Origin of the sequence: Microbulbifer sediminum (genome assembly GCF_021729035.1) — a bacterium.
GTDB classification, from domain to species: Bacteria; Pseudomonadota; Gammaproteobacteria; order Pseudomonadales; family Cellvibrionaceae; genus Microbulbifer; species Microbulbifer sediminum.
In genome coordinates this window covers 170,891-192,500 of record NZ_JAJSAP010000003.1, presented here as the reverse complement: position 1 = coordinate 192,500, position 21,610 = coordinate 170,891, and the positions used below count along the sequence as shown (strand labels likewise).

20 protein-coding genes are annotated in these 21,610 nt (G+C 62.0%); 13 read left to right on the top strand and 7 right to left on the bottom strand.

What is annotated here, in order from left to right; translation table 11 throughout:
* The first annotated feature begins 22 nt into the window (after positions 1–22).
* Both gcvT and gcvH read left to right on the top strand, forming a co-directional pair.
* Positions 23–1,111, top strand: a complete 1,089-nt coding sequence (gene gcvT / locus LVD11_RS05940; protein WP_237057240.1) for a glycine cleavage system aminomethyltransferase GcvT — start codon at positions 23–25, stop codon at positions 1,109–1,111.
* A gap of 98 nt (positions 1,112–1,209) precedes the next feature.
* A complete protein-coding gene (gene gcvH, locus LVD11_RS05935; protein ID WP_237057239.1) occupies positions 1,210–1,599 on the top strand; it encodes a glycine cleavage system protein GcvH in 390 nt (129 codons plus the stop codon).
* A 96-nt stretch (positions 1,600–1,695) separates the two neighbouring features.
* On the opposite strand, the gene ptsP is transcribed toward gcvH, so the two are convergent.
* The gene (gene ptsP, locus LVD11_RS05930) at positions 1,696–3,951 is read right to left on the bottom strand and encodes a phosphoenolpyruvate--protein phosphotransferase (RefSeq protein WP_237057238.1); all 2,256 of its coding nucleotides are present in this window, start codon (positions 3,949–3,951) and stop codon (positions 1,696–1,698) included.
* A gap of 76 nt (positions 3,952–4,027) precedes the next feature.
* On the bottom strand, positions 4,028–4,672 hold the full coding sequence (locus tag LVD11_RS05925; RefSeq protein WP_439651273.1) for an RNA pyrophosphohydrolase: 645 nt from the start codon (positions 4,670–4,672) through the stop codon (positions 4,028–4,030).
* A 212-nt stretch (positions 4,673–4,884) separates the two neighbouring features.
* On the opposite strand from LVD11_RS05925, the gene LVD11_RS05920 reads away from it, so the two are divergent.
* Both LVD11_RS05920 and LVD11_RS05915 read left to right on the top strand, forming a co-directional pair.
* Positions 4,885–5,553 (top strand): histidinol-phosphatase, encoded by a 669-nt coding sequence (locus tag LVD11_RS05920; protein ID WP_237057237.1) that lies wholly within the window; start codon positions 4,885–4,887, stop codon positions 5,551–5,553.
* An 83-nt stretch (positions 5,554–5,636) separates the two neighbouring features.
* Positions 5,637–6,821 (top strand): imelysin family protein, encoded by a 1,185-nt coding sequence (locus LVD11_RS05915; protein WP_237057236.1) that lies wholly within the window; start codon positions 5,637–5,639, stop codon positions 6,819–6,821.
* Positions 6,822–6,944: 123 nt separating this feature from the next.
* Here the strand turns inward: LVD11_RS05915 and mepK are convergent, their stop codons facing one another.
* The 5 genes from mepK to LVD11_RS05890 all read right to left on the bottom strand — a co-directional run bounded on the left by mepK (position 6,945) and on the right by LVD11_RS05890 (position 13,594).
* Entirely contained in the window at positions 6,945–7,478 is a 534-nt protein-coding gene (gene mepK / locus LVD11_RS05910) for a peptidoglycan L,D-endopeptidase MepK (RefSeq protein ID WP_237057235.1), read from the bottom strand.
* 392 nt (positions 7,479–7,870) lie between these two features.
* Positions 7,871–9,034 carry a L,D-transpeptidase family protein gene (locus LVD11_RS05905; protein ID WP_237057234.1) on the bottom strand — a complete coding sequence of 388 codons (1,164 nt, stop codon included), beginning with the start codon at positions 9,032–9,034 and terminating at the stop codon, positions 7,871–7,873.
* 15 nt (positions 9,035–9,049) lie between these two features.
* The gene (locus LVD11_RS05900; RefSeq protein WP_237057233.1) at positions 9,050–10,285 is read right to left on the bottom strand and encodes a L,D-transpeptidase family protein; all 1,236 of its coding nucleotides are present in this window, start codon (positions 10,283–10,285) and stop codon (positions 9,050–9,052) included.
* Positions 10,286–10,450: 165 nt separating this feature from the next.
* Positions 10,451–12,388, bottom strand: coding sequence for a L,D-transpeptidase family protein (locus LVD11_RS05895; RefSeq protein WP_237057232.1), 1,938 nt, complete (start codon positions 12,386–12,388; stop codon positions 10,451–10,453).
* Positions 12,389–12,766: 378 nt separating this feature from the next.
* Complete coding sequence (locus LVD11_RS05890) at positions 12,767–13,594, bottom strand: NRDE family protein (protein ID WP_237057231.1); 828 nt, start codon at positions 13,592–13,594, stop codon at positions 12,767–12,769.
* Positions 13,595–13,724: 130 nt separating this feature from the next.
* Here LVD11_RS05890 and lgt point away from each other — a divergent pair, with 130 nt between their 5' ends.
* The 9 genes from lgt (at position 13,725) to LVD11_RS05845 (ending at position 21,406) form a co-directional block, all read left to right on the top strand.
* A complete protein-coding gene (gene lgt, locus LVD11_RS05885; RefSeq protein WP_237057230.1) occupies positions 13,725–14,564 on the top strand; it encodes a prolipoprotein diacylglyceryl transferase in 840 nt (279 codons plus the stop codon).
* A gap of 29 nt (positions 14,565–14,593) precedes the next feature.
* Positions 14,594–15,427 (top strand): thymidylate synthase, encoded by an 834-nt coding sequence (locus LVD11_RS05880; RefSeq protein WP_237057229.1) that lies wholly within the window; start codon positions 14,594–14,596, stop codon positions 15,425–15,427.
* Positions 15,427–15,936, top strand: a complete 510-nt coding sequence (folA, locus tag LVD11_RS05875; RefSeq protein ID WP_237057228.1) for a type 3 dihydrofolate reductase — start codon at positions 15,427–15,429, stop codon at positions 15,934–15,936. The genes LVD11_RS05880 and folA overlap by 1 nt, the downstream gene beginning before the upstream one ends.
* A gap of 272 nt (positions 15,937–16,208) precedes the next feature.
* On the top strand, positions 16,209–16,991 hold the full coding sequence (locus LVD11_RS05870; RefSeq protein ID WP_237057227.1) for a DUF3450 domain-containing protein: 783 nt from the start codon (positions 16,209–16,211) through the stop codon (positions 16,989–16,991).
* Positions 16,988–18,358: a MotA/TolQ/ExbB proton channel family protein gene (locus LVD11_RS05865; protein WP_237057226.1), complete on the top strand. Its 1,371-nt coding sequence runs from the start codon at positions 16,988–16,990 to the stop codon at positions 18,356–18,358. Before LVD11_RS05870 ends, LVD11_RS05865 begins: the two co-directional genes overlap by 4 nt.
* Positions 18,359–18,372: 14 nt before the next feature.
* Positions 18,373–18,900: a MotA/TolQ/ExbB proton channel family protein gene (locus tag LVD11_RS05860; RefSeq protein ID WP_233006551.1), complete on the top strand. Its 528-nt coding sequence runs from the start codon at positions 18,373–18,375 to the stop codon at positions 18,898–18,900.
* Between the two features lie 125 nt (positions 18,901–19,025).
* Entirely contained in the window at positions 19,026–19,427 is a 402-nt protein-coding gene (locus tag LVD11_RS05855; protein ID WP_237057225.1) for an ExbD/TolR family protein, read from the top strand.
* Positions 19,428–19,433: 6 nt separating this feature from the next.
* Positions 19,434–20,057, top strand: a complete 624-nt coding sequence (locus LVD11_RS05850; RefSeq protein WP_237057224.1) for an energy transducer TonB — start codon at positions 19,434–19,436, stop codon at positions 20,055–20,057.
* An 11-nt stretch (positions 20,058–20,068) separates the two neighbouring features.
* Positions 20,069–21,406 (top strand): tetratricopeptide repeat protein, encoded by a 1,338-nt coding sequence (locus tag LVD11_RS05845; protein ID WP_237057223.1) that lies wholly within the window; start codon positions 20,069–20,071, stop codon positions 21,404–21,406.
* Positions 21,407–21,610 lie beyond the last annotated feature (204 nt).

Genomic DNA, 21,610 nt, shown 5'->3' with positions numbered 1-21,610 from the left:
CAGACAGATTCGAGAACAAAAGATGGGAAACAGAACGCCTCTGTATGACGCGCATGTCGCCATGGGCGGCAAAATGGTCGACTTCGGCGGCTGGGATATGCCGCTGCACTATGGCTCGCAGCTGGAAGAGCACAACAAGGTGCGTACCGCGGCGGGCATGTTCGATGTCTCCCACATGACCGTCGTGGATGTCGATGGTGACGGTGCCCGTGACTACCTGCGCTACCTGCTGGCAAACGATGTGGCCAAGCTGGACGGCAAGCCGGGCAAGGCGCTGTATACCGGGATGCTGAACGAGCGCGGTGGGGTAATTGACGACCTGATCGTATATTTGCGCGATCCCGGCTACCGGGTGGTGGTCAATTGTGCCACCCGAGAGAAGGACATGGCCTGGATGCAGGAGCAGGCGAAGCAGTTTGATGTCACCCTGACCGAGCGCCCCGAGCTGGCCATGGTGGCCGTGCAGGGGCCCGAAGCCCTGGACAAGGCCAAGGAAGTACTGGGCATCGAGTGGACCGCAGCCATCGACGCTCTCAAGCCGTTTGAAAGTGTCGCACGCGGCGAGTGGTTTGTGGCCCGCACCGGCTATACCGGTGAGGACGGGCTGGAAATCATGCTGGCTGCCGATGACGCGGACGGCTTCTGGCGTGCGCTGGAGAAAGCCGGCGTGGCCCCCTGTGGCCTTGGTGCCCGTGACACCCTGCGTCTCGAGGCGGGCATGAATCTCTATGGCCACGAAATGGACGACGACACCTCGCCGCTGGCGGCGAACATGGGCTGGACCGTTGCCTGGGAGCCGGAGGAGCGCAAGTTTGTCGGCCGCGAAGCACTTGAGGCGGAGAAGGCAGCGGGCAGGAAGCAGAAACTGGTGGGGCTGGTGCTGGAAGAGCGCGGTGTGCTGCGTGCCGGCCAGGTGGTAAAAGTGGACGGCAGCGACGAGGTCGGTATCATCACCAGCGGAACGTTTTCGCCGACCCTGGGCCACTCCATCGCCATGGCGCGCGTGCCAGTGAGCGTCGGTGACCGGGCCCAGGTGGAAATCCGCAAAAAGCTGGTGCCGGTGAAAGTGGTCAAGCCCAGCTTTGTGCGCAACGGCAAGTCGGTTATCTGAGGCCGCGCCGGAACCAGTAATGCGACCGGGCACGGCGCCAGGCAGGCGTTCCGTGCCGGGTTTACCGAATCAGAAATCCTTAATCGAGGGATCACAGCATGAGCGAAATCCGCAACGAACTGAAATACCTCTCCAGCCACGAATGGGCGCGCCTGGAGGAAGACGGCACCGTAACCATCGGTATCAGTGACCACGCCCAGGACGCGCTGGGCGACGTCGTATACGTCGAGACCCCGGAAGTGGGCACCAATCTCGCTGCCGGCGATGAGGCGGGTGTGGTTGAGTCCGTGAAGGCCGCCAGCGATATCTATGCGCCGGTGTCCGGTGAAGTGATCGAGGTGAACGAGGCGCTGGAAGACGCCCCGGAGACCGTGAACTCCTCCCCTTACGACGAGGGCTGGTTCTTCCGGGTCAAGCCCAGCGACACCAGCGAGCTGGACAACATGCTGGATGCCGACGCCTACCGGGCCGAGTCCGAAGAGGGCTGATCGCCATCCGGGCATGAAAAAGCCGCAGCGGGAAACCGGTGCGGCTTTTTTTGTGGCTGCTTTTTGGCTGTCATTCCCGCGCGGCCGGTGACAGGGTCACTGTGGCTGCAGCAGCGCTTTCAGTCCCAGCCCCTTGAGGTAGTCCTGCAGGGTGGTTTCGATCTCCTCCGGGCACTGCATGTGGAGTACCCGCTCCAGCAGGCGTTGTGTATCGGCCCGGGATACGGCGCGGAGGGTGGCCTTGACCCGCGGCAGGTTGGTGGCGTTCATGGACAGCACGTCGTAGCCCATGGCGAGCAGCAGCAGGGCGCCGCCCGGATCCCCGGCCAGTTCGCCGCAGATGCCGACCTTGGTGTGCCCCTCATGGCCGGCCCTGACCACCTCGCTGAGGGCCCGCAGTACCGCCGGGTGCAGGGCGTGATAGTTCCCCGCCACGCGACTGTTGTTGCGGTCGACGGCGAGCAGGTACTGGGTCAGGTCATTGCTGCCCACGGACATGAAGTCGACCCGCTCGGCGAGCTCGCGCGCCTGGTATACCGCCGATGGCACCTCGATCATGATGCCCAGCGGCGGCATGGTGATCTTGAAGCCCTCGTCCACCAGCTCTGCATAGGCCCGCTCCACCAGCTTGCGGGCTGCTTCCAGTTCGGCCACTCCGCTGATCATGGGCAGCATGATTCGCAGGTTATCCAGCCCCTCGCTGGCCTTCATCATTGCGCGCACCTGGCCGAGGAAAATCTCCGGGTGGTCGAGAGTTACGCGGATGCCGCGCCAGCCAAGAAAGGGGTTGGTTTCCTCGATGGGGAAATAGGCCAGTGCCTTGTCGCCGCCGATATCCAGGGTGCGCATGGTGACCGGCCGCGGCGCGAAAGCCTCCAGCTGTTCGCGGTAGATTTCCCGCTGCTCTTCCTCGGACGGGAAGCGGTCGCGCAGCAGGAAGGGAACCTCGGTGCGGTAGAGTCCCACGCCCTCGGCGCCGCGCTCCAGCGAGCGCACCACGTCCGCCATCAGGCCGGTATTGACCCACAGCCGCACCCGGTGGCCGTCGGCGGTCTCCCCGGGAAGACTGGCCAGGTGATCCAGGTTGCGGGCGAGTTCGCGCTCTTCCTCGACGATGCTGTCATAGCGGCGCCGCAGTTCCGGGCTGGGGTGTACGAACAGCTCGCCGCGGTAGCCGTCAACGACCAGGTCCTCGCCGTCGATGCGCTCGAACGGCAGTTCCTGGGCACCCATGACGGCAGGCAGGCCCATGGCGCGGGCGATGATGGCCACGTGGCTGTTGGCAGAACCCTTGACGGACACCAGGCCCACCAGCTTCTCGCGGGGGACCTGTGCCAGGGCCGCGGCGGTGAGCTCCTCACCCACCAGAATGGTCTTCTCCGGGTAGTCGCGCTCGATCTGCTGTTGCTGGCGCAGGTGCATCAGCACGCGGGCGCCCAGGTCCCGCACATCGGCGGCGCGGTCGCGGAAATAGGAATCGGACATGGCTTCAAAGCGACGCACGTGCTCCAGCATGACTTCGGCCCATGCGCGGCTGGCTGTGAGCTGCTGGCGGATGCGGTCGGAGACCTCGACGGCGATGGAGCTGTCATCGAGCATGCTGATGTAGGCGTCGAACAGCGCCCGCTCCTCGCGGTTCAGATCTCCCTTGAGCCGCTCGCCCACCTCGCGGATTTCGGTGCGGGCATTGGCCAGTGCCTGGTTGAAGAGCTCCAGCTCGGCGTCCACATCCATGCAGCAGGCGAAAGGCACGGTGGCCAGGTTGGCAGGTGGGGCGACGATGTGCGCGCGGCCGATGGCGACCCCGGGGGAGGCGGCCAGGCCGGAGAATTTGGCTTCCCGCCGCTGCTGGCCAATGGCAGCCAGGGCACCGGTGGCCTCGGCGTGGGCGATGACCCCGGCCAGCTGTGCTGACAGCGTGACCAGAAATGCCTCCTCGCCCTCGTCAAAACGCCGCTGTTCTGCCTGCTGTACCACCAGCACACCGAGAACCTGCCGGTGGTGGATGATGGGGGTGCCGAGGAAGGCACTGAATCGCTCTTCCCCGGTGGCGGGAAAATAATGATATGCGGGGTGGGCCTCAGCGCGCTCGAGGTTGATCGGTTCCTCGCGCGTGACCACATTGCCCACCAGGCCCTCGCCCGGGGCCAGGTGTACATGGCCCACGGCGTCGGGGTTCAGGCCCCGGGTCGCCATCAGCACATAGGTGTCTGAGTGATTGTCGCGCAGGTAAACGGAGCAGACCTTGGTGTGCATTACCTCGCGCACGCGGTGCACGATAATATCCAGCACCGCGGGCAGGTCGCGTGCCGCGTTGACTTCCTGAACGATACTGCGCAGAGATCCGAGCAAAGGCCTTTCCTCGCCGTGAAGCGGAAGTGTCGGCCGGCCATCCCGGGCCGGGTCGATTATGACCATGCGGGCAGGACTAGCCCCGCTCGCCCAGCCAACGTTTCTCCAATTGTATTTGCTGTGGCGCCAATTCGGTAAGTGCGCGGCGATAGACCTCGCGCTTGAATGCCACCACCTTGTCGAGCGGGTGCCAGTAACTGACCCAGCGCCAGTGATCGAACTCGGGCTTGTAGCCGTTGTTGAAGCTGATGACGCTTTCCGGAGCCTGTAGCCGCAGCAGGTACCACTTCTGCTTCTGGCCTATACACAGCGGTTCAGACCGCCGGCGAACCAGGCGTTTCGGCAGGCGATATCTCAGCCAGCCCCGGGTACAGGCAATCATACTCACCTGGTCACGGGTAAGTCCGATCTCCTCGTACAGCTCCCGGTACAGCGCCTGTTCCGCAGACTCGCCCGGATTGATGCCGCCCTGCGGAAACTGCCAGGCGTCCTTGCCGCCAACCCGCCGCGCCCAGAGAGCCTGGCCGCGATCGTTCAGCACAATGATGCCGACGTTGGGGCGGAAACCCTCCGCGTCGATATTACTGCTGTTGTCGCCGCCCGAAGCTCGCCCCTGCCTGTTGCCGGCGCGGTTGCCGGTTGTGGGGTTGTTGGGGCGGTTGGACTTGGCGGATCTGCGGCGATTCTTTCGCCCGGCTTGCTTTGGCTTGCCGTCGCCCAAATTCCCGTCCTCTAAACTGTGTCTGCACGGCCGACCGCCGCGCAACCTTGCCCAGCATTGTTCCACAGCGGGGGACATTACTGCAATTCAGTGAAACGTATCCTGTGAACCGCTCCCGGGAAGGGTAAAATTGTCCGCCGCAATGCCCTGAAGTGGGGGTGGCTGCCGGCTTATTGATCTGCGTTGACTATATTTTGAGAAGGGAGTGTGCGGTGCACCTGGCAATTTTTGACCTGGATAACACCCTGATCGGGGGGGACAGTGACTACGCCTGGGGCGAGTTCCTGGTAGAGCGGGAGCATGTCGACGGTGACCGCTACCGCTCCGCCAATGACCGTTTCTACCGGGATTACCAGCGTGGTGAACTGGATATCTTTGCCTACCTCGAGTTTGCGCTTGAGCCCCTGGCGCAGATTTCGCGGGCACAGCTGGGCAACCTGCAGCGGCAGTTTATGGAGGAGGTGGTCAGCGAGATCTGGCTGCCCCAGGCCGAGGAGTTGATAGCCCGGCACCGCCGCGAGGGGCACCACATCATGATCATCACCGCGACCAACCGCTTTGTAGTGGAACCGATCGCCGCGCGGCTGGGGGTGGACACCCTGCTGGCCACCGAGCCCGAGGAAGTTGAAGGGCGCTTTACCGGCAAGGTAATGGGCGAGCCCTGCTACCGGAGCGGCAAGGTATTGCGCCTCGAGCAATGGTTGGCGGGCAATCCTGACTACCGTCGGGGGGAAAAGTGGTTTTACAGCGATTCGATCAATGACCTGCCGCTCTTGCAGCGGGTCGAACACCCGGTGGCGGTGGACCCGGACGATAGGCTGCGCGCCGAGGCTGAACAGCGCGGCTGGCCGATCATCAGTCTGCGGGAACCGTTGCGGTAAACAGGGCCGCAGACAAATAGTGAGTACCCGGGCCCTGGGGCCCGGGAACAGAAGGTTTGTAATTGCTTGACGTGGGGATTTGTGTGACTGGATCAATCGTTTTCAAGCGTATTTCAGTGGCCCTGGCCATCCTGCTGGGACTGGGGCTTGTGGGCTGCGAGAGCCGCGAGGATAGGGCGCCGCGGGAGGATACCCCGGCCGTGAAGGCGCCACCGGCGGTGGACCGCAAGGTTGCCGAGCGCTTCTCGCACACTATCTGGCAGGCGGGGGAGGCCCAGCTGATCGATGCCCGCGCGGCGGTGGAGGCACTGAACCGGGCTCTCACCACCCTGCTCGACAAGCCCAGCGCCGACCACCTGGAGTCCGCCAAGCTGGCCTGGCTGGATGCCCACCGGGAGTTTGCCGCCGTATTGCCCTATATCCAGCTGGCATTCGCGCCGGCGGAATTGCGAGACCAGGGGCGTGAGCTGTTGCTGGCCATGGACAGCTGGCCGGTGCAACCAGGCTACCTGGACACTGTGCCCGGCTATTCCGAGAGCGGTATCGTCAACGACACCGCAGTGGAGCTCACCCTGGCGAACCTGCGCCGGCAACACCGCCTGACCGCGCACGAGGAGGCCAGCACTGGCTTCCACGCCCTGGAAATCATGCTCTGGGGCCCGACCAGTGAACGCTCTGCGGACCAGTTCCAGGCCGCCTCCGGCGGCGAGGAGCCCGAGGCCCTGGCCGCAAACCGCCGGCGGGAGCTTACCCGGCTGATGGGGGAGGCACTGGCTGAGGACCTGGCGAGCCTGGAGCGCCGCTGGCCGTTTACGGTGAACGACCTGTCGCGCCATTTCCTGGCCCTGCAGCCGGAAGCCCGCCTGCAGCAGGTGCGCGCTTCGCATCTGCGCACAGTGGATGAGGAGCTTTTGCGACGGTTGCCGGAGAGCTCCGAGAGCGATGTGGAGAGTGGCCGTGCCGCGGATTCCAAGCAGGCAATCCTGGCCATGTTGCGGACCTTGCAGGCGGCCTGGGTCCCGACCCAGGGACCGGGCCTGGCGCAGCTGTTGCTCACTCCACGCCAGCAGGAGGCGCTGGCCGAGCGCTTCGATACGCTCGAGGAGCAGCTGCTGAAGATGGAAGACCCGGTGGAGTTGGCGGAACTCGGCCAGCTGGCCAGCGCACGGGAGTTACTGGAGGATATCGCGGGACTGATGTCGGGCCGTGCGGAAATCCCGGCGGGGGAGGATGATGTGACCCCGGTCTCCCTCACCACCGAACACTGATCGGTTGGGGTGGGAGACTAGTGCTGCTGACAGGGGGCAGGGCCAGCACTGGAAATGCCCCGCCCAGAAATGACAAACCCCGGCCTGGGCCGGGGTTTGCTTTATGGCTGTGTGTGCTCGGGATTACCAGCGGCGTACCGGGCCGGTGTCCACGTGCACGAAGTTACTCTTGGGATAGTAACCCACACCGCCCATTTTCAGGTCCAGTGCCGCGCGGCGCAGCTTGGACAGGGGCACACCCGGCATGCGGATATCGAGCGCCATGCCGCGAGTGTGGTAGCTGCGTTTGGCAACGCCCTTGGAGCGAGAGCGCAGCATGGCGTTGGTCTTCGCCGAGCGGTAACCGGAGATGATCTCCACAGTGCCGTTGAAGTTCAGCTTCTGCTTCAGCTTGTAGACAAGGTCAAACAGCTCCGGGTCCATGCGCGTGACCTCGTTAGCGCGATGGTCGCGCAACAGGCGGTTGAACTGCTTCAGGCCGCTGCGATCGTAGTCACCATTCGACCAGAAGGCGGTGTTCAACGTCTCTCCGGTGTGCAGGTTGCGCATTTTCAGTGTGCGGGCGTTGCCCACTTTCGCGAGTGTCGGTCCGGCAGTGACCGCAGCCGCTGTAGCACAGGTAACTGCCAGGAATCGACGTCTGGATGGATTGTTCATACCCTGTTTCCGCCTCGTCATACATTTCTCTTCAGTCGCTCTTGGCTTCCTCTCTGCCAGCCGTTGCGGGCTAGTTGCTTGGGGCGCCATCGAGCACGGGGAGAACTGTACGAAAAATAACCACCCGTTACAAACCTTTTACGGGTCATTACAAAAGGATCGTAAAACAGGTTTGGCAACTTTGTTCCAATAGGCTATGGGGGTGAGGGGGACTTGGGGGTGGTCCCGGTCGGTGGTGGCTGAAAAAATGAGACAGCGTTGTCATCCCGCCGGTTTGCACTGAAAAATAATTTTTTTGTGACCGTAAGGTGTTAGCTGGCCCCTGCTGTAGGACGACGGGCTGCTCTGGCTGGATTACGTGAAAAATCAGTGCCTGCAGCCGGGATCGCCGGTCAGTTAGCGTCCGCTCCGGACTTGTCGCGGTGGTAAATATCCCGCCGGAACTGCAGTCGGCCGTCATCATCAATCCAGGCCGTGAGGTAGGTGATAAACAGGCGGGCCGGGTTCTTGATGCGAACATTCATCGTCTCGGTGCCGGTGGTTACCTGGGCAATGCGGGTGCGGTCCCAGCCCTGCCGGCGCAGCAGCGCGTAAGCCAGTTCCTCCGGATGCTCCAGGCGCACGCAGCCGTGACTGAAGGCCCGGTGATGCTGCTCGAACAGGCTCTGGGCCTGGGTATCGTGCAGGTAGATCGATTGCCTGTTGGGGAGCACAAACTTGACCCGTCCCAGGGTGTTGCCGGGACCGCTGATCTGTCTCAGCGTGGCGTGGCCGTGTGCGGCCCGGTCGATACTGTCGGGGGAAATAGTCGTGGTATCCCCACTTCGGTACGAAACCACCCGGTAGCCGCGGTTATGCATGGCCTCGGGGTTGTTACGGGCCTTGGGTAGCAGGTCGGTCAGCAGGATGCTGCGCGGTACCGTCCAGGTGGGGTTGAAAACCACGTTGGTGATACGGCTGGTGATCGGTGGGGTGCGGGAGCTGCTCTTGCCCACTACCGTCCTCATGCCCAGGACCTCGCGCCCCCGCTCGATCAGTTGCAGCCGATAGTCGGGGATATTGACCAGCACGTAGCGATCCTTACTCGGCAGCGGCAGCTTCTCCCAGCGCTGGGCATTCAGTTCCAGCTGGCGTGCCCGCACGGTGGGACTGACCGCCAGTTCGGACAGCGTAGCTGTATCAGCGGCACCACTGACCTCGAGCCCATGGCGTTGCTGGAAACGCTCCACCGCGTATTGCACCGCGCCGTCAAACCGGGCTGTGTCGGGGGTGAGCAGGGTGATGGGCCCGGGCAGGCCCCGGAAGTCTCCCAGCAGTTGCAGTAGCCTGCGCAGTTGTTTAACACGGCTGTCGCGGTCGCCGGGCTTGAGTTCTTTGCCTCCATCCACTGGTTGCCAGCGGCCCTGCATCTGGCGGTAGCGCGTCGCTTCCATCCGCAGCTGTTCTGCGGCGCGACTCGCGTCTGCCGGGGGGCTGATGGCGATGGCACTCGCGGCGAGGGCGCCGGTGAGGGTGATCGCTGCGACACCACACAGCCAGCGCCGCCAGTAAAGCATGGGGCTGACCATGGCTTACTCAGCCGCCCGGGCGGCGTCCTCCGGGTCCCGCTCATAGATATCGCGGCGGAACTGCAGCAGCCCTTCCTCATCGACCCAGGCCGTCCAGTAGGCGATATATACCGGCAGTGGCTGCTCCAGCGGCACTCCGCGCGTGCGACTGGTGTTCAGGTAGTGCTCGATCCTCCGGTCTCCCCAGTTGTTCTGTTCCGCCAGCATCAGGCGGGCGAATTCCAAGGGCTTTTCCAGGCGGATACAGCCGTGGCTGAAGGCGCGCTCAGTTTTCTTGAACAGGTGCTTGCTGTTGGTATCGTGCAGGAAAATGGCTTCCCGATTGGGGATGACAAACTTGACCCGGCCCAGGGCATTCCCGGGCCCACCTTTCTGGTGCAGCATGACCTTGCCCCGCCGGATGGCAGCGATATTGCCGCGGGTAAAGGGCACGGCCCGGCCTCGGTGGTTGACCAGCCGGTAGCCGTTGGCGGTGAGGTTGGCGCTGCCTTTCGGCAGCAGCTCGCGTACGGCGATGTTCTGGGGCACGCGCCACACCGGGTTGAAGATCACCCGGGTCATGCGCGTCGCCAGCTGCGGCGTGGCGTGCTTGGGTTTGCCCACCACCACCCGCATGCGGAACACCTCCCGGTCATCATCCATCAGGCGCAGGCTGTAATCCGGGATATTCACCAGGATAAAACGCGGTCCCAGTTCCCGTGGCAGCTGCCGCAGGCGCACCAGGTTGGCGGTCAGTGTCTCGATCCGCCGGGCCGGGGCGACATTCAGGTGGCTGCGGGTGGCGTCGTCCACCAGCCCGTTGTCCGGAAGTCCGTGGCGACGCTGGAAGCGCCGTGTCGCCTGCTGCAGGCGCGGGTCATACTCGTCCGGTGCGTGGGCGGGAGCGTCGTGGTCTTCGAGTGCGTAGTCACCGTACTGCATCAGCAGGCTCCGCAGCTGCGTAACCCTCGGGTCGCGGGAGCCGGGCGCCAGTGCCGGGCCCTCGTCCATTGGTTGCCAGTGGTCACCGCTGGCCAGGGCACGGTAACGCTCAAGCTCTTCGCGCAGCAGCGCATGCTGCCGACCGTAAGGGGAAAACGGGTCGAACAGGTTGTCGACGGCAGTGGCCGCGGGGGTATCCCCGTTGCTGGCCAGCAGAGGGATTGGCGCAGTGAGACTGACTGCGATTGCGAGCGCCAGGGCACTGCAGTAGCGGACTGGCGGAAACGTGCGGGAACGGAGCGGATTGTCGGCACCCATGACTTACCCCTGTGAGACAGAAACGGTCAGGCGGACTGAACGCCGTGCTCACAGTGATAATTAATGTAGGGGTCCGAACCAATACCTATGGGGAATGCGCCGGGGCCGGCTCCGCTCAAAAAGGCATATGTACGGCCCGGCGGGCTTTCCGCCGGGCCCGGAGGGTCAGAAGCGGTTGGCTGCCAGCCCGTCCTTGCCGTAGATATCCGGCCGGAAGTGCAGCAGGCCCTGGCCGTCGACCCAGGCAGTCCAGTAAGTCACATAGACCTTCACGTTTTGCTTCATATTCACCTCGGTGGTTTCGTCGCCGGTGGTGAGCTGGTTGATGCGCCACTGGTCCCAGTCGCCCTGTGGCCGCAGGAGCGCCTCGGCCAGGTGGCGTGGCTTCTCCAGCCGGATACAGCCGTGGCTGTAGTCCCGCTCGGTCAGGGAAAAGAGGCTCCGCGCGCGGGTGTCGTGCAGGTAGATATCATCTGTATTGGGGATTTCGAACTTTACCCGGCCGAGGATATTGTCCTCACCGCCCAGTTGGCGCATCAGGTAGGAGCCAGCACCCGCGGCGGACAGGTTCTTGGATGTCAGGGGCAGGTGCTCGCCGCTGCCGCTGACCACCCGGTATCCCATGTTCTCCATGCCCTGGGGGTTGGCGCGGGCCTTGGGCAGGATCTCGTTGACGAGGATACTCCGGGGCACAGTCCAGGTGGGATTGAAGACCACCCGGCTGACGCGGGTCCTGATTTCCGGGGTGGCATGTTTCTTCTTACCCACCACCACGTTCATGGAGAGGCGGATGCGGTCATCCTCCACATAGTAGAGTTCATAAGCGGGCACGTTGACCTGGATAAACCGGTCACCGAGCGTTGCCGGCAGCTCCCGCCGGCGGCGAATGTTTTTCTCGATGATATGCGCCCGGGCAGTCGGGGACAGGTTGAGGCGCTTGCGGGTCTCGCGACCGACGATTCCGTCCGCCTTGAGGCCGTGGCGACGCTGGAAGCGCAGCACTGCCTCGTGCAGGCGCCGGTCAAACTGATTGCTGTTGGCCTCGCCGGGATAGCTGCGGTAATCCCCGTACAGGGAAAGCAGGTTGCGCAGGTGGGCGACATGGGGGTGCCTGGCGCCGATGGTCATGGCGGGGCCTGCCGGAATCGGGCGCCAGCGCCCGCTGGCAGCGATGCTGCGGTAGAGCGCGAGCTGTTCGCGCAGGGCCTGCTCGCCTCCGCCGTAGGGTATGTTTTCCTCGATGTAGGGGCCTTCGCTGTTGTCCGGTACGCGACCGACGTTTGGCTGGCCGTTGCTGTTCTGGTACTCGCGCTGGCCACTGCGCGGCGGCAGGCCGCCGGCGGAAAAGCGCGAGCTGGAACCACGGGCGCGGCTGTCGCCCTGTCGGGGGTAGGAGTAGTGGCGCGAGCGGTCGATATTGCGGCTGCGGGTGTAGTGGCGATAGCGGTCGATACCGCTGCTGCGGCGGACTTCTGCGCCGCGGTCATAGCCGCGGAAGTACTTGCGGCCGCTGTCAGTGGCACTACCCTGCCGCGCGGACATATAGCCTACCAGCACGAAACCTCCCTCGCTGTGGTTCACCGGGGTGATGTCGCGCTGCCGGCGGGTGCGGGGTTTCATCTTGTCCAGCTGCGTATCCTGGGCAAATGAGACAAAGGCGTCAGTTAACAGTACGTCGAGCACGGCGGCCATCTGCAGACGCTGGGGAGTGTCGCGCAGGGTGCGGTCGAAATAGCCCAGGTGATAGCGGTAATCCACCATGCTGCTGGGGTTGCCGGAGCTGGACGCAGTGAGCTGCTTGAGCAGGTCATTGGCAGTGTCGCTGAGGCTGTAATTGTCGAACCAGAGCAGCCGGTAGTCGGTGCGCTCATAGATCCGGCGCACGGCTGCGGGATTGAAGATGGGATCCTGGGCCGGCCAGGAGTCGGGGTTTTCAACCAGCCAGCGAATCAGGTGGGGTCGCACGGCGTTTTCCGGCAGGACCGGTACCGTTTTCTGGTTCGCGGTAAAGGCGTAATAGAGGGCGATAAGGCACAGGCTGCCAAGCAGTAATAGCGGCAGTACAGACTTGCGTGTGCGGTGCTCAGGGTTGAAATACGACATGGTACCTCAGCGATGCTGCAGGGCCCGGTGGTCTGTCACGTGGAGACGCGGGCGCCAGATCGTTCATACCTTCCCAACCTGCGGCGAGCGCGTCCTGTTGTTCGTCGATAGTGACTTATCGACGGCCCGCCTTTGTCTTGCGTCCCGCGCGACGTTCCTTTTTATGGGTCGGCGATGCCGCGCTGTTGCGCGTATATCAACATTGGCCAACCCGTGAAATTAAGTATGGCAACAAATCGGGGATTTGCTTGGCGCGCCCTTCATTTCACCTTATGTGACAGCGCTATTTGGGACTGGCTGGTCGATCTTTGCACGGAACCGGGGGCGGGCGTGGTGGCAGCCGGGGGATCCTGCGTCCGCTCGTGCCCGGGGGCCTGCTCAGCCTGGCAGCAGGGTGAAGTGCCGGAGCATGCCCGCCTCACCGTCCTCGCCGAATGTCTGCTCCCAGAGCTGGGTAACCCCGTCCCGGTCCACCGCCATCAATGTACTTGCGCGTGTGCCGTAGACATCGGTGAGGCTGTCGGCACCGTCGCGGGGGATGGTGATCTCGCCGTCCCCGATACGCACGAATACTGGTGACAGGGCGCGCTCCAGGGCCTCGCCGACGCCTGTGTCAGGGAGCTCTTCGAAGGGGGCCGGCTCCCGGTCGGCGAGCAGCGCCAGGGCCGGCTCGACGAAATTGCGCCGCCCGAGATCCCGGCCAAGACCGGCTGCCAGTTGCGCAAGCTTTTCCCTGCCTTTCACCACCTTGGGCCAGGGCGCATCGGGGGCACCGTTGGAGATTCCGTGTACCCCCGGGGAAAAGGCGAAGGCCGGATGCCGGTTGCCGGCGCAGACCAGCTCCGGATCCTCGCCCAGCTGGAACAGCAGGGCGTTATAGCCCCGGTAGCGCTGCGCCTGCAGCTGCCCGGCGAAAGTCCGCGGGGTTTCGTTTCCCAGCAGGAAGTCCCGCGGTATCTGCCCCCGGGAGAGGGGGGCTGCGGGCGAGGGCACCTGGGGTTCACGGATGTTGGTCACCGCCGCCACGCGCCCGGCTGCGGCGCCGGCCCAGGTGCCGCCGGCCTCCAGGTCGCGACCGGCAATCACGCCCGACTGGCCCCAGTGATCCGCGGGTGCCGCGGGGCGGGCGAAGAACTCGTCTCGGTTCGCGGCCAGCAGCAGGGGGTAGTGGGGGTGGGTTCGGTAGGCAAACAGCAGCAGGCACATGGCGCGGGATCTCCCTCTTCCTTATTACCGGTTCCTCAAAAACACCGCGACGGCCGGGTCGGGGCGACCTTTTGGCAGCGGGCGCGTTTACGCCCATAATACCCGCTTTGCCAACTGAGCCGATTTACCCATGCTGACTTACCCCGAACTCGACCCGGTGGCCGTGGCCATCGGGCCCCTCAAGGTGCACTGGTACGGACTCATGTACCTGGCCGGCTTTGTCGCTGCCTGGTGGCTGGCGCTGCGCCGCGCCGGCAAACCCTGGACGCCGCTGGTCAAGTCAGAGGTGGAAGACCTGATCCTCTACTGCGCCATCGGTGTGGTTGTGGGCGGCCGTCTCGGGTACATGTTCTTTTATAACTTCCCGCAGTTGCTGGAGGAGCCGTTGTCGATCCTGCGCGTCTGGGAAGGGGGCATGAGCTTCCATGGCGGGCTCATCGGGGTGATGCTCGCTACGACCATCTATGCCCGCAGGATCGGCACCACCTTTATCGACCTGATCGACTTTGTCGCCCCGCTGGTGCCGATTGGCCTGGGGTTGGGGCGAATCGGCAACTTTATCGGCCAGGAGCTCTGGGGTCGCCCGACCGACGGTCCCTGGGGAATGGTCTTTCCGCGGGACCCCGAGCAGCTTGCCCGGCACCCTTCGCAGTTGTACCAGGCGTTCCTAGAGGGCCTGGTGCTGTTCGCGATCCTGTGGTGGTTTTCCCGCAAGCCTCGCCCGCGCCTGGCCGTGGGTGGAGTCTTCCTTCTTTTTTACGGGATCTTCCGTTTCCTCGTGGAATTCGTCCGGGAACCGGACGGCCACATCGGGTTCGACCTGTTTGGCTGGATGACCCGGGGGCAACTGCTGAGCCTGCCCATGATCATCGCGGGGATCGCCATCCTGGTATGGAGTTACCGCACCCAGCCGCGGGCTGGAGAGCAGGGCTCGGTAAAGCCCACCTCGCAGGCCAAGGGCGGTGCCTGACAGGCCGCGCTGTTTAATAGGTGTAATAAATGAAGCAATACCTAGAGTTGATGCGCCATGTGCGCGATCACGGCACCCGCAAGGATGATCGCACCGGTACCGGCACGCTGAGCGTGTTCGGCTACCAGATGCGGTTTGACCTGGCTGCCGGCTTTCCGCTGGTGACCACCAAGAAGTGCCACCTGCGCTCGATCATCCATGAGCTGCTGTGGTTTCTGAAGGGCGATACCAACATCGCCTACCTGAAGGAAAACGGCGTGCGGATCTGGGATGAGTGGGCGACGCCGGAGGGGGACCTGGGGCCGGTTTACGGTCACCAGTGGCGCTCCTGGCCCGCTGCCGACGGCCGCCATATCGACCAGATCGAGCAGCTGCTGGAGCAGCTGCGCAGCCGCCCGGACTCCCGGCGCCTGCTGGTCAGTGCCTGGAACCCCGCCGACCTTCCGGACGAGGGGGTATCGCCGTCGGACAATGCCGCCGCCGGGCGGATGGCCCTGGCGCCCTGTCACGCGCTGTTCCAGTTCTATGTGGCAGACGGCAAGTTGTCCTGCCAGCTCTACCAGCGCAGTGCCGATATTTTTCTGGGCGTGCCATTTAATATCGCCTCCTACAGCCTGCTGACGCTGATGATTGCCCAGGTCTGTGGCCTGGAGCCGGGCGAGTTTATCCATACCCTGGGAGATGCCCACCTCTATTCCAACCACATGGAGCAGGTGGAGGAGCAGCTGTCCCGCAAGCCGCTGCCGCCGCCGCAGATGCACCTCAATCCGGAGGTGACCGACCTGTTCGCCTTCCGCTTTGAGGACTTCGAATTGCGTGGCTACGAGGCGCACCCGCATATCCCGGCACCGGTGGCGGTCTGATGGAGATGCAAGTAGCACTGATTGCCGCCGTGGCCCGTAACGGCGCCATCGGCATGGGCAACCGCTTGCCGTGGCGGATCTCCGGGGACCTGCAGTATTTCAAGCGCACCACTCTGGGGAAGCCCGTGGTGATGGGACGGAAAACCTACGAGTCGATCGGGCGTCCGCTCCCCGGTCGCGACAACATTGTTATCTCGCGCAACCCGCAGTGGCGCGCGGATGGGGTAATCCGCGTCGCTTCACTGGAAGAGGCGCTGGAAAGGGCGCGGAGGTCTGCCGAGGCCGCGACAGCCGGCGAGATCATGGTGATCGGCGGGGCCGAGATCTATCGGCAGGCGCTGCCCCTGGCGCACCGTTTGTACCTGACCGAAGTGGATGCTGAGGTCTCCGGAGACGCGTTTTTTCCGGAACTTGGTGACTGCTGGGTCGAGTCTTTCCGCGAGTGCTACCCGGCGTCGGACAAGGACGAATACAACTACTGCTTAGTCCGGTACGACAGGTCAAAATAAGCACGGGTTGCGCAAAAAGCAACCAATCTGGTAATTTTCAGTTACTCGTACATTGGACTTGCCGCCGCAAATGAGTGCACACGACTCGCAGGTGTTACCTGTTTGTTACCGTGCTACACATGCGGGTCGATACTGTTAAACGGCATTTGAATAATCAATTCGGCTGTTTACAATGTGCGGCTCTTAGCTGTCTTCAAGCCTAAAACTACCGCGTTGTGGCAGCTAACTCATCGCGACCATGTTGTGAAATATTGAACCCACTGGGGGGTCTAATGAAAACCAAGCGATTCATGGCTGTGGCGCTGACCACTGCGCTGTCTGCCGGCGCGCTCTACGGCAGCGTAGCCACTGCGGATACACTCGACAATGTGCTCGCCGTCGGCCAGCAGAAAACCACTGCGGCTCAGGCTTCACAGAAGCGCATTGACAAGATTGCCGAAGAAACCAGCAGCCTGCTGCAGGATTTCAAGGTAGTGAACAAGGAAATTGACGGTCTGCGTGTCTACAACCGTCAGTTGGAAAAGCAGCTGGCCAACCAGCTGGCCGTGATCAAGGACCTGGAAGAGTCCATTGAGAACGTTACCGTTATCGAGCGCCAGATCCAGCCGCTGATCCTGCGCATGCTCGACGCCCTGGAGCAGTTCATCAAGCTTGACGCCCCGTTCAAGCTGGAAGAGCGCCTGGCCAACCTTGAAGGCGTTAAGAACAACATGGACCGTTCCGATATCACTGTCGCGGAGAAATTCCGCCAGGTGCTGGAACTGTATAACTTCGAAGCCGAGTACGCGCGTGGTATCGATGCTTACGGCACCACCCTGAACGTGAACGGCCAGGACCGCGAAGTTAATGTCCTGCAGATCGGTCGTATCGCCCTGGTGGCGCAGACTACCGACTCCAAGATTTCCCTGGCTTACGACAAAGAGCAGAAGGGCTGGGTTGAGATCGATGCCGGCGACTACCGTCGTGCCATCATGCAGGGCCTGAAGATCGCCAAGAAGCAGGCTACCACTGACATCATGACCATGCCGATTGCGGCTCCGGAGGCAGCGCAATGAAAACCTCTATCGCCAAACGCGTAATTGCAGTAGCAGCGGCCGGCCTGATCAGCGCTTCCGCCGTTGCCCAGGAAAAGGCGTCCTCTCTGGACGAGCTGCTGCAGATGGTCCGCAACTCCAAGATCGCGGAGTCCAAGGAGCACAAGCAGCGCGAAGCCCAGTTCCGTCGCCAGAAGGCCAACCAGCAGGCCCTGCTGACCCAGGCCAAGAACACCCGTACCGCCGAGGAAGAGCGTTCCGCACGCCTGGAAGCCAAATACCAGGAGCAGGAGCTGCAGGTCCAGCAGAAGCGCGAGCAGCTGGAAGAGCGTATGGGCTCCCTGAAAGAACTGTTCGGTCACATGACCTCCACCGCCGGCGACCTGCGCGCCACCCTGGAAACCTCTATCGTTTCTGCGCAGTACCCGGGCCGTGGCGAGTTCCTGGATCAGCTGATCGAGAAAATGAACTCCCAGACCAAACTGCCGACTATCGAGGAAATCGAGCGCCTGTGGTTTGAGCTGCAGCGTGAGACTGTCGAGTCCGGCAAGGTGGTCAAGTTCACCGATACCGTGATCAAGCCCGACGGTGAGCAGGTCGAGCAGGAAGTTGTCCGTGTAGGTAACTTCAACCTGGTTTCCAACGGCAAGTACCTGGAGATGAACGACGCCCAGAAGATGGCCGAGCTGATTCGCCAGCCCGACGGCGAGTACCTGTCCATGGCGGAAAACCTGCAGTCAGCCACCTCCGGCTTCACCGCATTCGGTGTTGACCCGACTGGCCCGACCGGCGGCTCCTACCTGAAGGCCATGATCAACAGCCCGGACATCGTTGAGCGCTGGCACCAGGGCAAGCTGGTTGGTTACATCATCACTGCCGTTGGTGTATTTGCCATGCTGCTGGCCATCTGGCGCCTGATCGTGCTGTCTGGTGTGAACTCCAAGGTTAACGCCCAGCTGCGCGACTCCACCCCGAACACCAACAACCCGCTGGGTCGTGTTCTGGCCGTGGCCGACGAAAACAAGGGTATCGACGGTGAGACCCTCGAGCTCAAGATGGAAGAAGCGGTGCTGAAAGAGCGTCCGGCCATTGAGTCCGGCCTGAACCTGCTGAAGATCATCGCCATGGTTGCCCCGCTGCTGGGTCTGCTGGGTACCGTGACCGGTATGATCATCACCTTCCAGGCGATCACCATCTTCGGTGCCGGTGACCCGAAAGCCATGGCCGGTGGTATCTCCTCCGCCCTGGTAACTACCGTACTGGGTCTGTGTGTGGCGATCCCGACCGTGCTGATGCACACCGTCGTTAACGGCCGCGCCCAGCGTATCCTGCACATCCTGGATGAGCAGAGCGCCGGTATCGTTGCTGAAAACGCCGAGCGTAAATAAGAGGAGGCGGCAACATGCACGCATTGTATGACGCATGGGCCGCCGTCAACGCCTTTATGGCGTCGGGCGGGCCAGTACTGTTTCTGATCGCCGGCCTGACCTTCTTTATGTGGACGCTGATCTTCGAGCGCATCTTCTTCTTCAACAAAAGCTTGAAGGGAGATGTGCAGGCTGCGATGGACCAGTGGGAGGGGCGCGCCGAGCGCAAGTCCTGGAATGCCCATCGCATCCGCGAAGCGCTGATTTCCCGGGTATCCGAGAAGATCAAGAGCAACATGGATATGATCCAGGCCTGTGTATCCCTGGCGCCCCTGTTCGGGCTGCTGGGTACGGTCTGGGGCATGATCAACGTGTTCGAGGTTCTTGCGATCACCGGTGGCGGCGACGCCAAGCAGATGGCGAGTGGTGTATCCATGGCGACAATCCCGACAATGGCAGGCATGGTAACTGCCCTGTCAGGAGTATTCGCCAACACCTATCTCACCCGTAAGGCGGAGCGCGAAACCCAGCTGCTGGAAGACCATCTGACGATGGATCACTAAGGCACCACATATAGCAGTGAGCAGGCCAATGTGTGCGCTTATTTGCTATGAAGGTTTAGCCAAGCCAGAAACTCTCGCGGGGTCCCTGCGGGGCCCTGTTGAGGAAGTTCGCTGAGAGAGTTGCTATGAGCAGAAAACAAAATACGGCCCAAGAAGAACAGGGCACGATTGACCTCACGCCCATGCTGGACGTGGTGTTCATCATGCTGATCTTCTTTATCGTCACCGCGACCTTTATCAAGGAGCCGGGTGAAGAAGTGGTCAAGCCGGAAGCGACAACCGCTGAACTCAAAGCCGCCTCTATTCTGGTTGCGATCAATGAAAATGACGAAATCTGGATTGCCAAGGAAGAAGTAGATGATCGCATGGTGAAGGTCACCCTCGAGCGACTCTACGCGGAGAACCCCAAGGGTTGGTTGGTGATTCAGCCTGATAAGAAAGCCAGTATCGAGAAGGTTGCCCTGATTGCCGATGCGGCCAGGAAAATCGGTATTGAGAAAGTTTCGGTCGCGACAGAAAAGAGTTAACAGCTTATGAACCCGGTAAGATTATTAGGGGCGGGTGCACTGGCAGTAGCCACCACCTTTGGCCTGATCTTCACCATGCATGCGCTGATTGAGGCAAACCTGGGCACTCCCGAAGAGGAGGAGCAGTTGAAGGTTGCTGACGTCGTGATGCCGGAAAGGAAGATCGAAACCAAGTACGACACCAGTAAACCGGACAAGCCCGACGAGCCGGAAACCCCGCCGCCGGATATGCCGGAGCCTGAGTTCGATGATCCCAACATGGATAACGCCCTCAACATGTCCGCGCCGAGTACGAGTGCAGACCTGAAAGTTGGCGGTATCGGCGGCTTTGCCAGTGAGGGTGACTACCTGCCGATCGTGAAGGTTGCTCCCCAGTACCCGCGCCGTGCATTGCAGCGTGGCATTGAGGGCTACGCAATCGTCGAGTACACCGTGACCAAGAACGGTTCTGTACGAGATGCGCGAGTGGTTGAAGCCTTCACGGCAGACGGTAACGCCACCACCATCTTCAACCGCGCTGCGGTGAAGTCTGCGCTGAAGTACAAGTACAAGCCGCGCGTGGTCGATGGTGAGCCGATCGAGGTGCCCGGAGTGCGCACCAAGATCAGCTTTAACATGGCCGAGAACTGAGGGGAAGCACTATGAAGTTGACGACCATGACGAAAGGTTTGTCCAAGTTCGTCTTGCGCACGTCCGTGGCGCTGCCCCTGGTAATGGCACCCGCGGTGAGCGTTACCGTGCTTGACGCAGTCGGCGTATCCGCGCCCTTTGCGCAGGCCGAAGCGCAGAGCGATCAGAAGACGCGCAAGGTCCCGGCGATGCGGGAAAACGTGTTCAAGAAGCTGGGTAAGGTACAGGAAGCTGCCGACGCACAGAACTGGAATGCTGCCCTGGGGGCGCTGCGCGACATGGAAGCCGGCAAGGATAAGTACAACGCGTACGAAGTCGCGCAGATGTACTACTTCTACGGTTTCGTGTACTACAGCATGGAGCGTTATCGCGATGCGATTAACGCTTACAAGAAAGTGCTGGCCCAGGGAGTGCAAAACATTCCGGTGGGCGTCGAGCTGAACACACTCAAGACCATCGCCCAGCTGTACTTCGTTTCCGAGGATTACCAGAACGCCCTGAACTACCTGAACAAGTGGTTCGCCGCCTCTGATAAAGTCGGCGCGGATGACTACGCCCTGCGTGGTCAGGTGTTCTACCAGATGGGTAATGAGGCCAAGGCCCTGCAGGATATCAACCGTGCGGTATCCATGTATGAAAAAGAGGGCAAGGTCCCGAAGGAAAACTGGCTGAGCCTGCAGCGTTTCCTCTACTTCGAGAAAAACGACTACAAGAAGGTCACCAGCATCCTGGAGAAGCTCGTTAAGCACTACCCGAAAGCTGATTACTACAAGCAGCTGGCAGGCATGTACGGTGAGCTCAAGCGCGAGAAAGACCAGCTCCATATGATGGAGGCGGCCTACATCGCAGGTGCCCTGCAGAAAGAGAAAGAGCTGTTGAATATGGCTTATCTCTTTATGGGTCACGAGATGCCTTACAAAGGTGCCAAGGTGATCAAGAAGGGTATCGACGAGAAGAAGATCGAGCGCACTTCCAAGAACCTGGAAACCCTGGCGCAGGCCTACCAGATGGCACAGGAGCTGCAGAAGTCGATTCCTGAGCTGGAAGGGGCGGCCAAGCTGTCCGACAAAGGTGACCTCTATTCTCGCCTGGCCGGTATCTACCTGGACCTGGACAAGAATGAGAAAGCCATCACCATGGGCAAGCGGGCCCTGGCGAAAGGCGACATCAAGCGTCCGGACCAGCTCTACATCGTACTGGGGATGGCCAACGCCAACCTGAAGCAGTACGACGAAGCGCTGGAGCAGTTCAAGAAGGCCACGAAAGACGACCGTTCCAAGAAGTTCGCTGAACAGTGGATGGATTTCGTCGAGAAGGAGAAAAAGCGTGAGGAACAGCTGGCAATCTGATTTGCCCCTGTCCTACCGCTGGAAAAGCCGCACAGCAATGTGCGGCTTTTTTTATGTCTGCCAGAAATCAATGCCGGCGTGATTAAGAATTGTTTGCATTTGTGACCAGATACGCTATAAGTGTACATAGCTGATCAGCTTTTCCATACCCGGCCGGACCGCCGGCCCAGATCGACACCAGAATAATAAGGAGTGGTGTTATGG